14 protein-coding genes are annotated in these 17017 nt (G+C 70.8%); 3 read left to right on the forward strand and 11 right to left on the reverse strand.

Translation table 11 applies throughout. The annotated features are described in order from the left end of the window. Nucleotides 1-158: 158 nt before the first annotated feature. Complete coding sequence (locus ACPCJR_RS20335; protein WP_391514435.1) at nt 159-524, reverse strand: restriction endonuclease; 366 nt, start codon at nt 522-524, stop codon at nt 159-161. A gap of 232 nt (nt 525-756) precedes the next feature. Here ACPCJR_RS20335 and ACPCJR_RS20340 point away from each other — a divergent pair, with 232 nt between their 5' ends. Beyond that, nucleotides 757-1185, forward strand: coding sequence for a TIGR01244 family sulfur transferase (locus ACPCJR_RS20340; protein WP_391514433.1), 429 nt, complete (start codon nt 757-759; stop codon nt 1183-1185). A gap of 236 nt (nt 1186-1421) precedes the next feature. After that, nucleotides 1422-2054: an HdeD family acid-resistance protein gene (locus ACPCJR_RS20345; protein ID WP_391514432.1), complete on the forward strand. Its 633-nt coding sequence runs from the start codon at nt 1422-1424 to the stop codon at nt 2052-2054. Nucleotides 2055-2192: 138 nt separating this feature from the next. Here the strand turns inward: ACPCJR_RS20345 and ACPCJR_RS20350 are convergent, their stop codons facing one another. From ACPCJR_RS20350 to ACPCJR_RS20390, 9 genes are all read right to left on the reverse strand, one after another. After that, the gene (locus tag ACPCJR_RS20350; RefSeq protein WP_391514430.1) at nt 2193-3116 is read right to left on the reverse strand and encodes a transporter; all 924 of its coding nucleotides are present in this window, start codon (nt 3114-3116) and stop codon (nt 2193-2195) included. Nucleotides 3117-3461: 345 nt separating this feature from the next. Further along, nucleotides 3462-4292, reverse strand: a complete 831-nt coding sequence (locus ACPCJR_RS20355; protein ID WP_391514428.1) for a 3-keto-5-aminohexanoate cleavage protein — start codon at nt 4290-4292, stop codon at nt 3462-3464. A 28-nt stretch (nt 4293-4320) separates the two neighbouring features. After that, nucleotides 4321-5682, reverse strand: a complete 1362-nt coding sequence (locus ACPCJR_RS20360; RefSeq protein WP_391514427.1) for a sigma-54-dependent transcriptional regulator — start codon at nt 5680-5682, stop codon at nt 4321-4323. Beyond that, complete coding sequence (locus ACPCJR_RS20365; RefSeq protein WP_391514425.1) at nt 5672-7525, reverse strand: sensor histidine kinase; 1854 nt, start codon at nt 7523-7525, stop codon at nt 5672-5674. The genes ACPCJR_RS20360 and ACPCJR_RS20365 overlap by 11 nt, the downstream gene beginning before the upstream one ends. Nucleotides 7526-7754: 229 nt before the next feature. After that, the gene (locus ACPCJR_RS20370; protein ID WP_391514423.1) at nt 7755-8636 is read right to left on the reverse strand and encodes an ABC transporter ATP-binding protein; all 882 of its coding nucleotides are present in this window, start codon (nt 8634-8636) and stop codon (nt 7755-7757) included. An 8-nt stretch (nt 8637-8644) separates the two neighbouring features. Continuing rightward, complete coding sequence (locus ACPCJR_RS20375; protein ID WP_391514421.1) at nt 8645-9466, reverse strand: ABC transporter permease; 822 nt, start codon at nt 9464-9466, stop codon at nt 8645-8647. Between the two features lie 13 nt (nt 9467-9479). Further along, a complete protein-coding gene (locus ACPCJR_RS20380; RefSeq protein WP_391514419.1) occupies nt 9480-10460 on the reverse strand; it encodes an ABC transporter substrate-binding protein in 981 nt (326 codons plus the stop codon). A gap of 254 nt (nt 10461-10714) precedes the next feature. Further along, on the reverse strand, nt 10715-11443 hold the full coding sequence (gene minC / locus ACPCJR_RS20385; protein WP_391514417.1) for a septum site-determining protein MinC: 729 nt from the start codon (nt 11441-11443) through the stop codon (nt 10715-10717). 106 nt (nt 11444-11549) lie between these two features. Beyond that, nucleotides 11550-12842: a DUF2254 domain-containing protein gene (locus tag ACPCJR_RS20390; protein ID WP_391514415.1), complete on the reverse strand. Its 1293-nt coding sequence runs from the start codon at nt 12840-12842 to the stop codon at nt 11550-11552. Between the two features lie 324 nt (nt 12843-13166). Between ACPCJR_RS20390 and typA the strand changes: the two genes are divergently transcribed. After that, a complete protein-coding gene (gene typA / locus ACPCJR_RS20395) occupies nt 13167-14993 on the forward strand; it encodes a translational GTPase TypA (RefSeq protein WP_110353293.1) in 1827 nt (608 codons plus the stop codon). Between the two features lie 298 nt (nt 14994-15291). Here typA and ACPCJR_RS20400 read toward each other — a convergent pair whose 3' ends face one another. Next, the gene (locus tag ACPCJR_RS20400) at nt 15292-16980 is read right to left on the reverse strand and encodes a methyl-accepting chemotaxis protein (RefSeq protein WP_391514413.1); all 1689 of its coding nucleotides are present in this window, start codon (nt 16978-16980) and stop codon (nt 15292-15294) included. Nucleotides 16981-17017: the final 37 nt, after the last annotated feature.

Genomic DNA, 17017 nt, shown 5'->3' on the forward strand with positions numbered 1-17017 from the left:
TGGAGGCGGGCGCGGTCTGGGGCGCAGTCTGGGGCGCGGTCATGGGCTCGGGCCTGCGAAATCGAGCCGTCATCCTCACCGCCGGGGGTTAAGTGGGGTTGAGCGCGGGCCGGCAACCTCGCGGCGCGGTTAATGCCCGGACAAGACGGTCGGGCCGGTCAGCGGCGGTCGCGCCGCGCGCGGGTCATGCGGGTCGGGGCGTGGAAGTCGTCGGGCTTGTCGCGCACCCAGGCCAGGAAGCGCGCGATCTCGGGGTCGGCCCGCAGCGCCTCGACCTGCGCCAGCCGGCGCGCGATCTCGGCCTCGCTGTAGCGGGCATGGATCGCCGAGTGGCAGATCTGATGCAGCCGCACGGTCTCCCCGTGGGTCCCGCCCTTCAGCTTGGGCGTGAGGTGATGCAGGCTCTGGCGCGCGTGCCGGGGAATCGGGCGCTCGCAGAGCGGGCAGACCGGCACGGAAGCGGGCGCCGGCCCGTGGGTTTCCGGATCCTCGTCCCGCCAGCGCCGGGCGCGCCGCCCCACCACGTTCCCCTCCCACGAAACCGCCCGGCTCCGCGGGGCGCGAGGAAAACCGGGCGGAGGGCGTCGCGGCTCCCCGGCTCGGCCGCGTCACGTGCGCCGGGGCAATCCTTCGGGACGCCCGGCTCGCCTTGCCGCCGCGCAGAGCCCGCGCTACGCCCAGACCCGCGAATCGTCCCATCCGGAAGCCGGCCGCCCTGGCGGAGCCCGGCTCGCGGCAGACCCGAGGGCCAGCGACATGAAGCGGACGCCCATCGACCCAACCTTCTCGGTCGCCGGCCAGCCGAGCCTCGAGGAGATCGCCGCGCTCGGCCGGGACGGCGTGGCGCTCCTCATCAACAACCGTCCCGACGGGGAGGAGCCGGACCAGCCCGGCGCCGCGGCCGAGCGGGCGGCGGCCGAGGAAGCGGGTCTGGCCTATCTCGACCTGCCGGTGACCGGCCCGACCCTGACCCGCGAGGCGGTCGAGCGGTTTCACGCCGCGGTCGAGGGCGCGCGAGGCCCCGTCGTCGCCCATTGCCGCAGCGGCACGCGCTCCCTCACCCTCTGGGCGATCGGTGAGGTGCTCGCCGGCCGCCTGCGCCGGGACGAGGTGGCAGCGCTGGGAGCCCGCCACGGATACGACCTCTCGGGGGCCGAGCGCTGGCTCGCCGCGAACGCGGTCTGACGCCGAGGAGGGCCACGGGTCCACCTTCCGGATGAACCGTCCCCGCCCGTCGGAGAACCGAACGGGCGCGGCTCGCTCTCACGCAACCTCTTTGCGGGGAAAGCAACTCAACGTCGGGCTGGACGGAACGCAGGACACGACCCGGCGTTGCGCCATGGTACCGGAGAAGCGTCCCGCGACGGCCGGTTCCGGCGGCGGCAGGCCGATCTCGCCGGTCGATTTCGAAGGAGTGGACGATGGTGGGTTCATCCGACACGTCCGGGGCCACGACTCCCTCTGGCGCATCCCCCCCGCCCACCGGGCCGGCCCATCTCGACGCGATGAACGCGCTGCTCGCCAGCAACTGGTGGCTCGTGGCCCTGCGCGGCGTGCTCGCCATCCTGTTCGGCCTCGCGGCCTTCCTGGCGCCCGCCGCCTTCGTGCTCTCGCTGGTGCTGTTCTTCTCGGCCTACATGCTGGTCGACGGCCTCTTCGGCATCGGCGCGGCGATCCGGGCGGCGCAGCGGCACGAGCGCTGGGGCTTCCTGCTGCTCGAAGGCCTGCTCGACATCGTCGTCGGCGTGGCGGCCTTCCTGGTGCCGGCGGCGGCGGTCTGGGCCTTCGTGCTCCTCGTCGCGGCCTGGGCCCTGCTCTCGGGCGGGCTGATGATCGCGGCCGCCTTCCGCCTCCACCCGCATTACGGGCGCTGGTGGCTGGGCCTCGGCGGGGTGATCTCGGTGCTGTTCGGGATCGCGCTGGTCATCAATCCCGGCATGTCGGCGCTGGTGCTGACATGGTGGCTCGGCGCCTATGCCGTGGCCTTCGGCGTAATGCTGCTGATCCTCGGCTTCCGCCTGCGCTCCCGCCATTCGGAGGCTGGGCGCGTTTGAGACGCCCGGGAACCCGGATCGTGCGCGAACACGCCGAGAACCGTGCCGGTCGCTCGACCGGCACGGTGACCGAGGGGATCGTTCGGCGCGTCCCTTCGCGCCGAGGTCTTCCGCTTCAGGCAACCGCGCCCGCATCCATCAGCGCTGTGCGCGCCTGATCTTCTCCGACACCGTCGGACCGGCGGCTTCGTTGCTGCGGACCGTGACCCGGTTCGGAACCTGGTCGGCCTTCTTTTCCGGCCGCCAGAGCGGCAGGATCAGGCGCACCCATCCGCGGGTCTCCTCGCCGTTGAGGTTGCGCTGGGCGATGTCGCGGGTGACGAAGGTCTGGAGCGTGAACTTCTCGAACGCGTAGCCGACCAGGGGCCCCATCGCGAACTGCCCGACGGGGCGATAGCCGGGCCGATTCGTCGGCAGGTCGGTCGAACCGAAGGCGACGGCACCGAACTGCCATTTGCCGATTCGCTTGGTCGCGGTCAGGTCGAGGTTCAGGTAGTCGGAGTAATGCACGTTGGTCGGGGAGTTCTCCGCCAGCATCGTGCCGTAATGGAGGTTGGCCGTGAGGTTCCAACCATCGGCGACATAGCTGATCGCGAAGCGCTGGGCGATCGAGGCGGAGCGGAGCGCCAGGAGCGTGTCGCTGGGCCAGAAGCCGCCGAGAAAGTAGCTGACGCCGACATTGTCGCCGATTTTCCAGGCGATCTGAGCCGTCGTCAGCGGCTGGAAGAGGCCCGACTGCCAGGGCCCCAGCTGCGGGCTCTGAAAGTTGTAGGGGAAGGATTGGAGGAAGCGCAGCTGACCACCCAGCACCTTCCAGGGCGTCGCCCAGAGGAAGACGGCGAGGTTGTTCTGACCCTGGTTAGCCCGCGGCGACGTGCTGCGCTCGGCAAAACTCGACGTGACGTTCACCTGAACGCCTTCGGGAAGCTGCCAACCCGTCGGCAGGCCGACGGTAATGCCCGGAAGGGCGGCGGAACGGGCTAGGGCCGCGGAGGGCATCCCGGCCAGACCAACACACGTGACGACCTGCGCGTAGCGGCGCGCCTTCTGACCGAACTGCAACGTTATTCCCCCAATGGCTTGCCAGCGTGAGCCGCCGTCCTCGGCCCTGGCGTTTTCTGACCCGTAGCCGCTTCACAGTGAGCGCAACGGCCGCGGGGCGACAGCCGGGATGGGGCTTATCAATTGATGTTTTCTTGCGATTGTTACGGTTTTTTCAGAATACAACAGATTAAAAATATTTTTCTGTTCTTCGCAAAATAGGGGATTATAGGCGTGACCTGATCGTTGCGTCGGCCGCACCAGTGTAGGCGATGGGCAAGATCCTCCTCATCCAGAGCTGTTTTGGGGCTGGGAATACCTATAGCTGCCGGGAGCCCCGCAGCCCCGCGGCGCGCTCCGAGGCCGTCAGGCCATCATCGCCCGCGCCGCGTCGGCGTCGGCGAGCGGACGGCCGAGGAGGCGGGCGCCTTCCGCAGCGCGGCGGATCTGGGCGGCGTTGCTCTCGGCCGGGCGGCCGTCGGGGGCGAGAAGGCTGTTCTCGAAGCCGACGCGCACATGCCCGCCCAGGGCCGCGGCGGCGAGGGCGCAGGCATTCTCCCGCGGGCCGAACGCGCAGATCGACCAGAGCGGCACCCCCTCCCCGGCTACAGCGAGGAAGGGCAGCAGGTCGGCGGGAGCGGAGACTTGCCCGGGGGTGTAGCGGCCGAGCACGAACAGCGGGAAATCCCCGCCCTCGCCGAACACGCCGCGCGCCTTCAGCTCGGCGTAGCGGATCACCTCGGCCGGCTCGTAGAGGATGATCTGGAGGAGGACGCGCTCGCGCCGCGCCCAGGCGAAGAACGCCGCCGCCGCGGCCTCGGCCGCCGCATCGGGCACGATCTCGCGCAGCGCCAGCGACACCGCCTCGGGACGCGTCTCTCGCACCACCGCCATCTGCTCCGGCGCGGCGTAGCGCCCGGCCGCCTCCGAGGTGATCTGCACCACGAGCCGCTCGCCCACCTCGGTCCGGATCGCCGCGGTGACGGCGCGGTACGCCTCGGCGTCGAGCAGATGGCGCCCGTCCGCGTCGCGGACATGGACGTGGATCAGGGCCGCCCCCGCTTCCGCGATCTCGGCGGCGGTGCGGGCGATCTCGGCGGCCGTGATCGGAAGGGCCGGATGGTCGGCCTTGGTGCGGGTGGCGCCGTTGGGCGCGTTGGCGAGGATGAGCGGCGGCCAGCCGGCGTCGTGCGTCACGGATGAACTCTCTGGTCAGGATCAGGAATCAGTCGCCCGCGCTGAGGCCCAGGCGCCGCATGCGGTCGGAGAGCGTCTTGCGCGGCAGGCCGAGCGCCCGGGCGGCCTCGGCGATGCTCTGGCCGGAGGCCTTGAGCGCATCCTCGATGACGAGGCGCTCCACCCGGTCGAGCAGGGCGTCGAGGCCCGGCGCTTGCCCGGCGCCGCCGGCCAGATCCGGGCTGAGGAAGCCGAGCATGTAGCGCTCGGCGGCGTTCTTGAGTTCGCGCACGTTGCCCGGCCAGTCGGCGAGCATCAGCGTGCGGCGCAAGGACGGGGGCACCTCGATCACCGGGCGCTGATACTTCACCGCCGCCTGGACGAGGAAGAGCTCGAACAGCAGCGGGATGTCCTCGCGCCGCTCGCGCAAGGGCGGCAGGCTCAGCGTCACGACGTTGAGGCGGAAGAACAGGTCGCGGCGGAAGCGGCCGGCCTCCGAGAGCGCGCCGAGATCCTCCTTGGTGGCGGCCACCACCCGCAGATCCACGGGCACGCTCGTGTTCGAACCCAGCCGCTCGACGCGCCGGTCCTGCAGCACCCGCAGCAGCTTCACTTGGAGAGCCAGCGGCATGCTCTCGACCTCGTCGAGGAACAGGGTGCCGCCGCTGGCATGCTCGACCTTGCCGATGCGCCGCTTGCCCGCTCCCGTGAAGGCGCCGGCCTCGTGGCCGAACATCTCGCTCTCGAACATGCTCTCGGGGATGGCGCCGCAATTGATCGCCACGAACGGCTTGGCCGCCCGCGCGCCGCCCTCGTGCAGGGCGCGGGCGACCTGCTCCTTGCCCGCCCCGGTCTCGCCGAGCACCAGCACGTCGGCGGCGGCAAAAGCCAGCGAGGCGACGTCGTCGCGCAGGCGGCGCATGGCCGGCGAGGGACCGACGAGGCAGCGCTCCACCGCACTGCCCCGCGCGTCGTCCCGGTCGAGGGCCATGCGCAGGCGGCGGTTCTCGCTCACCAGCGCGCGCTTCTCCAGGGCGCGCCGGACCACCTCGACGAAGGCATCGTTGACGAAGGGCTTCTCGATGAAGTGGTAGGCGCCCTCGCGCATGGCGGCCACCGCCATGGCGATGTCGCCGTGGCCGGTGACGAGCACCACCGGCAATTCGGGATCGCGGCGGCGGATGTCGGCGAGCAGCGCGAGCCCGTCCTGCCCCGGCAGGCGCACGTCGCTGACCACCACGCCGGGGAAGTCGCGGCCGATGGCCGGCAGCGCCGCCTCGGCACTGGCATAGGCCTCGACCGAGAACCCGGCGAGCTGGAGGGTCTGCTCCATGGAGAGGCGGACCATCTCCTCGTCGTCGATCAGCACGATCCGCGGACGCGGCACCGCCTCCGAACGATCAGGAAACATGCCGCATCCTCTCTCGGGGCGAAGTCCGGGCCGGATCCTCGGCCGCCTCCAGCACGAGGTCGAAGGCAAGGCCGCCGCCAGCGATCGGGCGGGGCCGCAGCGTGGCGCCGAACTCGCGGGCGATGGCGAGCGAGATCGGCAGGCCGAGGCCGAGCCCCTCCCCCGCCGGCTTGGTGGTGAAGAACGGATCGAAGATGCGCGTCAACGCCGCCCCGTCGAGACCCGGCCCGTTATCCTCGACGCTGAGGACGACGTGCCCCTCCCCCGCCCAGGCCCGCACGGCGACATGGGCACCGGCCCGGCCCTTGACCGCGTCGAGGGCGTTGCCGACGAGGTTGACCAACACCTGCGAAAGGCGGATCGGCTCGAACACGACCCATTGCGCGGCCGGATCGAGATCGGTCGTCACCTGCGCGGCCGAGGCGCGAATGCGGGGCGCGAGGATCGCGAGGCTCTCCGCGACCGCCGCCGCCACGTCCACCGCGACCCGCTCCGTGCCCGAGCGGCGGGAGAAGCTGCGCAGCTGCCCCGTGATCTTGCCGAGCCGGTCCACCAGGGAGACGATGCGGTCGAGATTGGCCGCGGCCTCCTCCTCGCGGCCCTGATGCAGGAAGGCGCGGGCATTGTCGGCCAGCCCCCGCATGGCGGCGAGCGGCTGGTTCAGCTCGTGGGTGATGCCCGCCGCCATCTGCCCCAGCGTGGCCATCTTGGCCGCCTGGACCAGCTCGCCCTGCGCCGCGCGCAGGTCGCTCTCGGCGCGGGCCCGCACCGCGATCTCGTCCGCAAGCCGGCCGTTGGCCGCGCTGAGATCGGCGGTGCGCGCCTTCACCTTGGCCTCCAGCTCCCGCTGCGCCGCACGGTTCTCCCGCACCCGCCGCAGGTGCTGGCGCCCGTAGAGCCCGATCAGGCCGAGCACGATCAGCGCAAGGCTCGCCCCGGCCCGGGCGCTGCGCCCGGCGATCGCCACCGGCGCGGCATCGGCGAAGAGCAGCAGCGTCCAGCCGTGGTCCGGCAGCGCCCGCTCCTCGTAGAGCGCGTGGGCATGGGGCGAGGCCTCGGAACCCTCGACCAGGGGGACGCCGCCGACATCCTCCACCCGGCCGAGATCGACCGGCGGCGCCCGCTCGCGGCCGTACTGGCGCGTGCGCTCCATCCCCTCCCGGGCGGCGGCGTCGAGGGGCTTGGTCGGGCGGAACTTCAGGGCGGGGTCGGAGGCGAGGAAGACGATGCCGTTGGCGTCGGCCACCAGCACGCGGTCGCTTCCCTCCCGCCAGACGGTCTCCAGGGGATCGAGGTCGATCTTCGTGGCCATCACGCCGCGCACCGTGCCGTCGATGACGATGGGCGCGCTGATGAAGTAGCCCGGCACGCCGGTCAGCGTGCCGACGGCGTAGAAGCGCCCTGTGCGCCCGGCGAGACCTTCGGTGAAATAGGGCCGGTAGCTGAAATCCTGGCCGACATAGCTCTGGGGCGTGTCCCAGTTGGAGGCGGCGAGGGTGAGCCCGGAGGGCAGCAGCAGGTAGACGACGCCCGCCCCGGCCGCGCCGGTCAGCCGCTTCAGATAATCGTTGACGATCGCCACCTGCGCCGGATCGTCGGGGGCGGCGATGAGGGCGCGGACCCGCGGGTCGAGAGCCGCCGCCGCGGGCAGGAAGCCGAAGCGCTCGATGGCGCCTTCCAGGCTCTGGGCGTAGATCTCGGCCCGCTGCCTTGCATCGCCCGCCAGACTCAGGCCGACGCGGGTCTCCGCCACGTCCCCCGCCTTGAGCACGACGAGGAGGGCCGCCACCGCCAGGGCGGCGAGGATGAGGGCGCGCGCGGCCGCGGCGAGGGAGACGGGCATTCTTCTTATCTAGCAGAGGCGGCTGCGGTCACCGTCATCCTCGTGCGCGAACGATGGTCGGGGAAGTCAGCCTTACGTCGCGAGGCCGGACGGCTTCGGCTCCGCCGCGCCATGACGGTTCGGCTCCTGCCTCCCCGTCATCGCGGGCGTCGGCGACGCGATCCAGCCCCGCGACCCGCGTCGATCGCGGGCCCCGCGGCCGCCGAAACCTCCGGCGGCCGCGCCGCCGTCAATCGGTCGTCAGCCCCTTCATCTCCACTTCCTCGAAGCGGTGCTGCTCGGCGGTGACGAGGGCGGAGAGGTCGCGCTTCAGGGCGTTGAAGGCGGCCGAGGCGCTGTCGCGCGGGCGCGGAAGGTCCACCCGCAGGTCGCGCTTGATCGTGCCCGGGCGGTAGGTCAGCACCACGATGCGGTCGGCCAGATAGATCGATTCCTCGATCGAGTGGGTGACGAACACGATGGTCTTGCCCGTGGCCGCCCAGATCCGCAGCAGCTCGTCCTGGAGCGAGCGGCGGGTCAGGGCGTCGAGCGCGCCGAAGGGCTCGTCCATCAGCATGACCGGGCTGTCGAGCGCCAGCACGCGGGCGATCGCCACGCGCTGGCGCATGCCGCCGGACAGGTCCTTGGGGAAGCGGTCGCGGAACTCGGCGAGCTTGAGCATGTCGAGAAGCTCGGCCACCCGCGCCTCGATGGCCGCGCGGGCCATCCCCTTGATCTCCAGGCCGAAGGCGATGTTCTGCGCGACCGTCATCCAGGGGAACAGCGCGTATTCCTGGAACACCATGCCCCGGTCGGGACCGGGCTCGGCCACCTTGCGGCCCTCGACGGCGATGCCGCCGCGGGTGGGGTGGGAGAAGCCCGCGATGGCGTTGAGCAGCGTCGACTTCCCGCAGCCCGAAGGCCCGAGCAGGCAGACGAACTCGCCCTGGTTGATGGTGAGGTCGATGTCCTTGAGGGCGACGACCTCGCCGCCCGGGACGGGGAAGACCTTGTCGACGCCCGTGACCACGATGTGCGGCGTGGCGTGGGACGAGGCGGCGGAGGGCAGCGACGCGTGGACGGGCACGGCGTCCTGGGTGACGGCTTCGAGGGGATGCGGTTGCACGGACATGGGGTGCCTCACGATTCCAGGCCGCGATGCCAGCGGAGCAGGTGGTTGTTCAGGCGGCTGACGCCCATGTCGATGAGCAGGCCCAGCGCACCGATGGTCAGCATTCCGGCGATGATCTTGTCGGACCAGAAGTATTCGCGCGCCTCCAGGATGCGGAAGCCGAGACCGTTGTTGACCGCGATCATCTCGGCCACGATCACCACGATGAAGGCGGTGCCGATGCCGATGCGCGCGCCCGACAGGATGTAGGGGGTCGCCGCCGGCAGGATCACCCGCCGGAAGATCGTCATGCGGCTGGCGCCCAGGCTGCGGGCGGCGCGGATGTAGATGCCGTCCACGTGGCGCACGCCGGCGATGGTGTTCATCAGGACCGGGAAGAAGGCGCCGATGGCGATGAGGAAGACGGCGGGCGCGTTGCCCAGGCCGAACCATAGGATCGAGAGCGGGATGTAGGCGATCGGCGGGATCGGGCGCAGCACCTGCATCAGCGGGTTGATGTGGCGGTAGATCAGGTCGCTCGAACCCATGAACAGGCCGAGCGGCAGGGCGAGCCCGGCGCCGACGGCGAAGCCGACGACGACCCGGTAGAGCGAGGCCACCGCGTCGTGCAGCATCTCGCCGGAGAAAAGCCAGAGGAACCACGAGCCGTGCGCCGGATCGTAGGCTTCCAGCGGGGCGAGATAGGCCCACCAGCGCGCCGCGACGGCGGCGGGCGAGGGCAGGACCAGCGGGTTCACGAGCCCCGCGGTGCAGGCCAGCTGCCAGATCACCAGGGCGGCGACGGGGACGGCGAGGCCTTCGGCCAGCGCCTTCAGGCGAAGGGAGTGCATGGCGTCGGGCTCCTCAGTTCGTGCCGGCGGCGGCTTTGGCCGCGTCGAGCAGGTCGAGCTTCACCCAGTCGACGGCCTTGGCGGGCACCGACATCTTGCCGATGCCATGCTGGGCCATCACGTCGGTGGTCTTCTGGATGTGGTCGGCGCTCATCTCGATCGTGTAGGGCGAGTTGGCGAGCGCCTCCTGGAACTCGGGGCCCGTGAGCTGGCCCTTGAACACGTCCTGCGTGACGAACTTCTCGGCCGTCTTCGGGTCGTCCATGAAGGTCTTCTGCGCCTTGACGAAGCAGGCCATGAACTTGGCCGCGACCGGCGACTTCTCCTTGTAGAACTTCTCCGTCATCACCAGCGTGCGGATCGGCGAGCCGACCGGCGTGTCGTAGGGCTTGAGAACCTCGACGCCGAAGCCGCGGGCGATGGCCTGGGCCGATTGCGGCTCGGTCTGCATGATGGCGTCGACCTGCTTCTGCAGCAGCGCCTGGTTGAGGTCCGGGTAGCCGAGATAGATCAGGTTGACGTCGCGGGCCTTGAGGCCGTGCTTGGCCATCTCGGCGGCGAGAAGCACCTCCTGGATCGAGCCGCGGGTGACGCCGACCTTCTTGCCCTTGAGGTCGGCCGCCGACTTGATGCCGGATTCCGTCGTCGCCAGCAGGCGGGCGCCGCCCTTGGCGAAGCCGCCGACGATGTAGACCTGGGCACCGTTGCCGCGGGCCGAGATCGCGGCCTCCGAGGCGGTGGCGCCGACATCAAGTTCGCCCGCCAGCATCGCCTGCATGATGTCCGGCCCCTTGGCGAAGATCTTGAGATCGACGCTGATGCCGCAATCCTTGGCGATCTCCTTGACGTAGGAGACACCGGCAAAATGCGCGAGCTTCAGGTTGCCCAGCCGCACCACCTCCTGCGCGGAGAGCGGGTTCGGCGCGAGCAGGAAGGCGGCGGTGGCCGTGAGCGCGGCCAGACGAAGACGCGTGGAGCGGAGGCGTTCGAGCAAGGTGCTTCTCCCTGAGGTGCCGGCTCTGCGGCCGGTCGATGTGACCCCTCCCTCATTGCAGAGCGCATGCCAGCCATGCGGGAGGCGCGCAGTTTCCTGCAATTTACTGCAATGAAAGGCATTTCCGGCAAAATCGGTCCGACGGACGCCGCGACGGGCGGCGGTTTTCCGCCAGGGGCCGGGATGGGGCGGCGGATTTCCGCCGCCGAGGCCGGTGATGTCGGGATGCGGACGCGTCGGCGCCCGAGGCGCGCTCAGTCGAGCGGCAGCAGGACGATGGCGTCGCCTTCGAGCCGGGCCTGAACCGACTGGCCGCGGCGGGTGGCGCCGAGATCGTCGGCGGTCTTGTAAAGACCGTCGATGGCGATGAGTTCCGGCTCGAACTTGCGCGCGAGGATGCGCGCGCCGGGATCGCCTACGGCGCCCGCGATGGCCCGGCCGCGCAGGGCGCCGTAGACGTGGATCGAGCCGCCCGCGATCACCTCCGCGCCGGAGGCCACCGAGCCCAGCACGGTCACGTCCCCGTCGAGGTGCTGGATCACCTGCCCCGAGCGCACGGGCGCGTCGAGCACGAAGGAGCGCGGCCGGGACGGGGCCGGCGGGACCACCAGCGCCGGCGCGGCGGGAATTTCGGCGGCATTCGCCGTGACGGCGCCGGGCTCGGGCGGCGCGATGTCGTCCACGGGCTTGCCGCCCACCAGCGGCGGCGGGAAGCCGGGCCCGAGCGAGGTCGGGCCGATCCCCTCGATGCCGAGGATGGTGATGGAGCGCCGGTTCAGCTCCTCGCAGAGATAGGTGAGGTCCGAGCGCTCGAAGCGCAGGCCCGTCACGTCGAGGATGATCGCCCGCACAGAGAAGAAGGCGGGCGCCCGCTGCTTGAGGGCGTCGAGTTCGGCAAGCCACTGATCGACCGGCGGCACCGGCGCCAGCACCATCGCCAGGAAGGAGCGGCCGCGAAAGCGGATCGGGGGACGGTCGGTCACGGGCGGCGTCGCAGCGTGTGGATCATGCCGGACAGCTTATGGCAGATCGCGGGCCGCGCCGCGCGGGGGTGCGGCGTCCTCAACAGCAAAGGCGCCCGCGCGCCGCTCAACCGGCCGGCGCGGGCGACGCATCGCCCGCCTCGAGCGCGCGGACCAGCGCGCGCAGGCGCCGCCGGTCGGCCTCGAGCGGGAGCGCGGCCTCGGCCCGCTCCAGGGCTAGCCGGGACTGGTGCCGGGCGGCCGCCGCGAGGGCTTCGTCGCCCATCCGCCCGAGGGCCGACAGCCCCTTCTGGATGGGCAGCTGCACCTCGATCAGCCCGGCCCCGTCGCGGGCCATCAGCATGAAGGCGTCCTCGACGAGGTCGGCGGTGTCGAGCGGCGGGACGTGGACGCGCGGATATTTCGGCCCCTCGCTCCCGGCGCCCTCCCCTTCCGCGTCGCCGCGGGCCCAGAGGCAGAGCAGGCGGGTCGCGCGGCCGATGACGTCGATCGCGGTGCCCGGATCGTTCGTCGCCGGGGAGAGGGCGCGCGATCCGATCTCGCTCATCACGGCGACGCCGAAGCGCGGATCCTGATCGAAGGAGCGCTCCTCGCCGATCGAGAACACGGCCTCGACGGCGTCGCGCAGGGCGCCGGCCCTCTCGCCGTCCGCCGCTCCGCCCCTCACCCGCAGCCGTGCCAACGGCGTGTGCGGGTAGACGAAGGTTCCGGGCACCGCCGTGACGAAGACCTCCGCCTCCCGCTTCTCGCAGAGGGCGGAGAGGGCCGGCACGTCGATATGCTGGACGTAGCCGATCCGGTCGGTCGTCACGAAGAGCGCGTCGGCCGGGATCGCCTCCCGGTCCCGCAGGGGCGTGCCGCCGAGATAGGGCTCCCGCAGCCGCGCGCGGATCGCCTCCCGGGCCGCCGCCTCGACCCGGTCGGTCGTCTGCCCGACGCGGCCGAGCCGGGTCAGGTGATCGATCCAGCGCAGCAGCGCGATCACGATCAGGCCGATGACGGCGATCGTCACCACGAACAGGATCGAGCGGCCCTGCTCGCCGTAGGCGCCGGTCTTCGAGACGACGAGGCCGACGATGCCGAACAGGAAGGAGCCGAGAAAGGTCGAGAGGACGGTCTGGGTCAGCCGGTCCTCGATCAGCAGCGTCGTGGCGCGGGGCGTGACGTTGCTCGTGGCCGATCCGTAGGCGGAGACCATCACGTTCAGCGAGAAGGTGGTGACGGTCAGCATGCTCGACGCGATCACGGTGAGGATGCTGTCGAGGGCATCCGCGCTGATCGTGCCGGGAATCGTCCAGGGCAGATGGCTGTCGACCACGGCGGCGAGGATCGCGGCCAGGATGCCCAGGAGGCCGATCAGCGTGGCCCGCACCCAGAGCCGCCGCGTCAGCTGCGCCATCAACCATCGCCAGCGAGGCATGTTCGGACCCCTTCCCCTCGACCGCCGCGGCGGCGCCGACCCGTCTCTCGGAGACGCTCCGGCCATAGTCGGTGGGCTCGGGCGAGGCGAGCCGCCGAGGGCCCTTGCCCGGAAAAACCATGCGGCGGCATGGCTGCCCCGCCCGGGCGCGGCGCAGCCCGCACTTGCCGGATCGGGCGACACCTTATATTGCGACGCGATACCGCCCGAATCCGTACCCTGGCGTCACGACCGTCGAAACACGGCCCGCGACACGGCGCTTTATGGCCGGGCTCCAAGTTTCCGAACGGCTCGAGATCTCCGATGAAGCTGCGCAACATCGCCATCATCGCCCACGTCGACCACGGCAAGACGACGCTGGTCGACAAGCTGCTTCAGCAGTCCGGCACCTTCCGCGAAAACCAGCGGGTCGAGGAGCGGGCGATGGACTCCAACGACCTGGAGAAGGAGCGCGGCATCACGATTCTCGCCAAGGCGACGTCGGTCGTGTGGCAGGATACCCGGGTCAACATCGTCGACACCCCCGGCCACGCCGATTTCGGCGGCGAGGTCGAGCGCATCCTCTCGATGGTCGACGGCGTGATCGTGCTCGTCGACGCCGCCGAGGGCCCGATGCCGCAGACCAAGTTCGTGGTCGGCAAGGCGCTCAAGATCGGCCTTCGCCCGATCGTCGCGATCAACAAGGTCGACCGCCCGGACGCGCGCATCAACGAGGTCGTGAACGAGGTGTTCGACCTGTTCGCGGCCCTCGACGCCACCGACGAGCAGCTCGACTTCCCGATCCTCTACGGTTCGGGCCGCAACGGCTGGATGGCCGATTCGCCCGACGCCTCGCCGGATGTCGGCCTCGCGCCGTTGTTCGACCTCGTGCTCAAGCACGTGCCGCAGGCCCGGGTCGAGGAGGGTCCGTTCCGGATGCTCGGCACGCTGCTCGAAGCCAACCCCTTCCTCGGCCGCATCATCACCGGGCGCATCGCCTCGGGCACGGTGAAGCCGAACCAGTCGATCAAGGTTCTCGACCGCACCGGCAAGGTCGTGGAGACCGGCCGCGTCTCGAAGATCCTGGCCTTCCGCGGGCTGGAGCGCGCACCGATCGAGGTGGGTGAGGCGGGCGACATCGTCTCCATCGCCGGCCTCGTGAAGGGCACGGTGGCCGACACCTTCTGCGACCCGCAGGTCGAGACCCCGATCCAGGCCCAGCCGATCGATCCGCCGACCGTCACCATGTCCTTCATCGTCAACGATTCGCCGCTCGCCGGCACCGAGGGCGACAAGGTCACGAGCCGGATGATCCGCGACCGCCTGTTCAAGGAGGCCGAGGGCAACGTCACGCTCAAGATCGAGGAAGCCGCCGACAAGGATTCGTTCTACGTCTCCGGCCGCGGCGAGCTGCAGCTCTCGATCCTGATCGAGACCATGCGCCGCGAGGGCTTCGAGGTGGCCGTGTCGCGTCCGCGCGTCGTCCTGGAGAAGGACGAGAACGGCGACGTGCTCGAGCCGGTCGAGGAGGTCGTGATCGACGTCGACGAGGAGTATTCGGGCGTCGTCGTGCAGAAGATGTCCGAGCGCAAGGCCGAGATGATCGAGATGCGGCCCTCGGGCGGCAATCGCCTGCGGCTCGTCTTCCACGCCCCGACCCGCGGCCTCATCGGCTACCAGGGCGAGCTGATGACCGACACCCGCGGCACCGCGATCATGAACCGGCTGTTCAAGGCCTACGAGCCCTTCAAGGGCGAGATCGCCGGCCGCCGCAACGGCGTGCTGATCTCGAACGACAAGGGTGAGGCCGTGGCCTACGCCATGTGGAACCTCGAAGACCGCGGCCCGATGATGATCGAGCCCGGCGCCAAGGTCTATCAGGGCATGATCGTCGGCGAGCACAACCGCGAGAACGATCTCGAGGTGAACGTGCTCAAGGGCAAGAAGCTCACCAACATCCGCACCACATCGAAGGACGAGGCCGTGCGCCTGACGCCGCCGATCCGGATGACGCTGGAGAAGTCGCTGGCCTGGATTCAGGACGACGAGCTGATGGAAGTCACGCCGAAGTCGATCCGCCTGCGCAAGATCCACCTCGACCCGAACGAGCGCAAGCGCTTCGAGCGCTCGAAGGAAGCCCTGACGGGCTGAGGTCTTCTCTCACCTCGATCGGAATGGACAAGGCCCCGATGCGGCGAACGCATCGGGGCCTTTTTCGTGGGATCTCGCTCTCGGAAAAACGCGTGCGGCTGCCGATGAGACCGATCGACCGAAACCCGAACGGCCTCCCGCCTCGGACGCTGTCCGGCCGATCCGCCCGGCCTCTTTCGTCATTGCGAGGCGAAGCTGCGGCAATCCGGGGCACGACCCTTCCGGAGAAGCCGCGGTGCGGGGTCGCTTCGCTGACGCTCGCGATGGACGAACCCGTAGCGTTCGACCGGTGACGGTATCAGGCCGCCCGCACCGTCTCGAGGAAGTGGCGGACCTGGCCGTCGAGCTGCTCGGATTGGCGCGACAGCTCGGAGGCGGAGGCGAGCACCTGATGGGCGGCCGCGCCCGTCTCCTCGGCCGCGGTGGCGACGCTGGCGACGTTGCCGGTGACCGCGCCGGTCCCGGCCGAGGCTTCGGAGACGTTGCGCACGATCTCCTGGGTCGCCGCGCCCTGCTCCTCCACCGCCGCGGCGATGGAGCCGGCGAGCCCGTCGATCTCGCGGATGCGCGCGGCGATGTCGCCGATGGCCGAGACGGCCTGCCCGGTGATGCTCTGGACCTGCCCGATCTGGCTCGAAATCTCGTCGGTCGCCCGGGCGGTCTGGTTGGCGAGTTCCTTGACCTCCGCCGCGACCACGGCGAAGCCGCGGCCCGCTTCGCCCGCGCGCGCCGCCTCGATCGTCGCATTGAGGGCGAGCAGGTTGGTCTGGCCGGCGATCGTCGAGATCAGGCCGATCACGTCGCCGATCCGGGCGGCGGCGGCGCTCAGATCCTGCACCAGCTGGGCGGTCCCTTCGGCCTCGACCACGGCCTTCTGCGCCAGCGTGGTGGAGCCGGTGACCTGCCGGCCGATCTCCTGCACCGAGGCCCCGAGTTCCTCGGCCGCGGCGGCCACCGTGCCGACATTCGTCGCCGCCTCCTCCGCGGCGACCGCGGCGGCGTTCGATTGCGAGGCCGTCTGGGCGGCGGTGCCGGCCATGCTCCGGGCGGTGGCCTGCAACTCGGTGGCGGCGGAGGAGACGGCGCCGACGATCCCGCTCACCGCGCGCTCGAAGCCGTCGGCCATCTCGCGCATCGCCGCCTTGCGCTGCGCCTCGGCCCCGGCGCGCGCCAGGGCGGTCTCCTCCTCCAGGGCCCGCGTGCGGATCAGGTTGTCCTTGAACACCTGCACCGCGCCCGCCATGGCGCCAACCTCCTCGCGGCGCTCGCGGTAGGGAATCTCGACGCCCGCGTCGCCGTTCGCGAGGCGGCCCATCAGGCCGGTCATCCGCCGGATCGGGCGCGAGACGAAGGCGTTCAGCAGCAGGATGCCGAGCCCGGCCGCCACGAGCAGCGCCGCGAAGCCCGCGCCGACGGCGAAGCGCGAGGCCGCGGCGGCTTCTCGGGCGGTGCGGCCGCGGGCCTCCAGAAGCTCCGTCTCGACCCGGGCCATCTCCGCGGCGGCGGCGCGCACCGCGTCCATGGCGCTCTTGCCGGCGCCGGACGCCTCGATCTGGCGGGCCTGCGCACGGGTCGCCTCGTCGCGCATCAGGGCGATCTCGCGCTCGGCGACGGTCCCGACCCAGCGGCGGGCCGATGCGTCGATCGCGTCGAGCCGGCGGGTCTGCTCGGCACTGTCGGCGACGAGGCCGCGCAGGCGCGCCAGGGCCTCGTCATAGGTCTTCGCGCCCCCGTGATAGGGGTCGAGGAAGCCCTGGTCGGCCGAGACGAGGTAGCCGCGCAGACCGGTCTCGCGATCCACCATGGCGCCGGTGAGCCGATCGAGCTGGAGCAGCACCTCGTAGCTGTGATCGCGCCAGCGGTTCGTCTCCTCGATCGTGCCGAGGCTACGCCAACTGATGAAGGTCGAGCCGAGCACGGCGGCCACGACGAACGCGAAGACGAGAACGAGTTTCGCGACGATGGGAAGGTTGGCGACGGCGCGCATGAGCCTGATCCAGGGGAATGATAGGCGAGGCCGGCAG

Source organism: Methylobacterium sp. NPDC097929 (genome assembly GCF_049543375.1).
In the GTDB taxonomy this organism is placed as follows: Bacteria; Pseudomonadota; Alphaproteobacteria; order Rhizobiales; family Beijerinckiaceae; genus Methylobacterium.

Excerpts from the sequence above, each read along its gene's own strand:
- ACPCJR_RS20340 (WP_391514433.1), top strand. The coding sequence starts at position 757 with ATGAAGCGGACGCCCATCGACCCAACCTTCTCGGTCGCCGGCCAGCCG.
- ACPCJR_RS20345 (WP_391514432.1), top strand. The coding sequence starts at position 1,422 with ATGGTGGGTTCATCCGACACGTCCGGGGCCACGACTCCCTCTGGCGCA.
- ACPCJR_RS20360 (WP_391514427.1), bottom strand. The coding sequence starts at position 5,682 with ATGTTTCCTGATCGTTCGGAGGCGGTGCCGCGTCCGCGGATCGTGCTG.
- ACPCJR_RS20365 (WP_391514425.1), bottom strand. The coding sequence starts at position 7,525 with ATGCCCGTCTCCCTCGCCGCGGCCGCGCGCGCCCTCATCCTCGCCGCC.
- ACPCJR_RS20370 (WP_391514423.1), bottom strand. The coding sequence starts at position 8,636 with ATGTCCGTGCAACCGCATCCCCTCGAAGCCGTCACCCAGGACGCCGTG.
- ACPCJR_RS20375 (WP_391514421.1), bottom strand. The coding sequence starts at position 9,466 with ATGCACTCCCTTCGCCTGAAGGCGCTGGCCGAAGGCCTCGCCGTCCCC.
- ACPCJR_RS20390 (WP_391514415.1), bottom strand. The coding sequence starts at position 12,842 with ATGGCGCAGCTGACGCGGCGGCTCTGGGTGCGGGCCACGCTGATCGGC.
- typA (WP_110353293.1), top strand. The coding sequence starts at position 13,167 with ATGAAGCTGCGCAACATCGCCATCATCGCCCACGTCGACCACGGCAAG.
- ACPCJR_RS20400 (WP_391514413.1), bottom strand. The coding sequence starts at position 16,980 with ATGCGCGCCGTCGCCAACCTTCCCATCGTCGCGAAACTCGTTCTCGTC.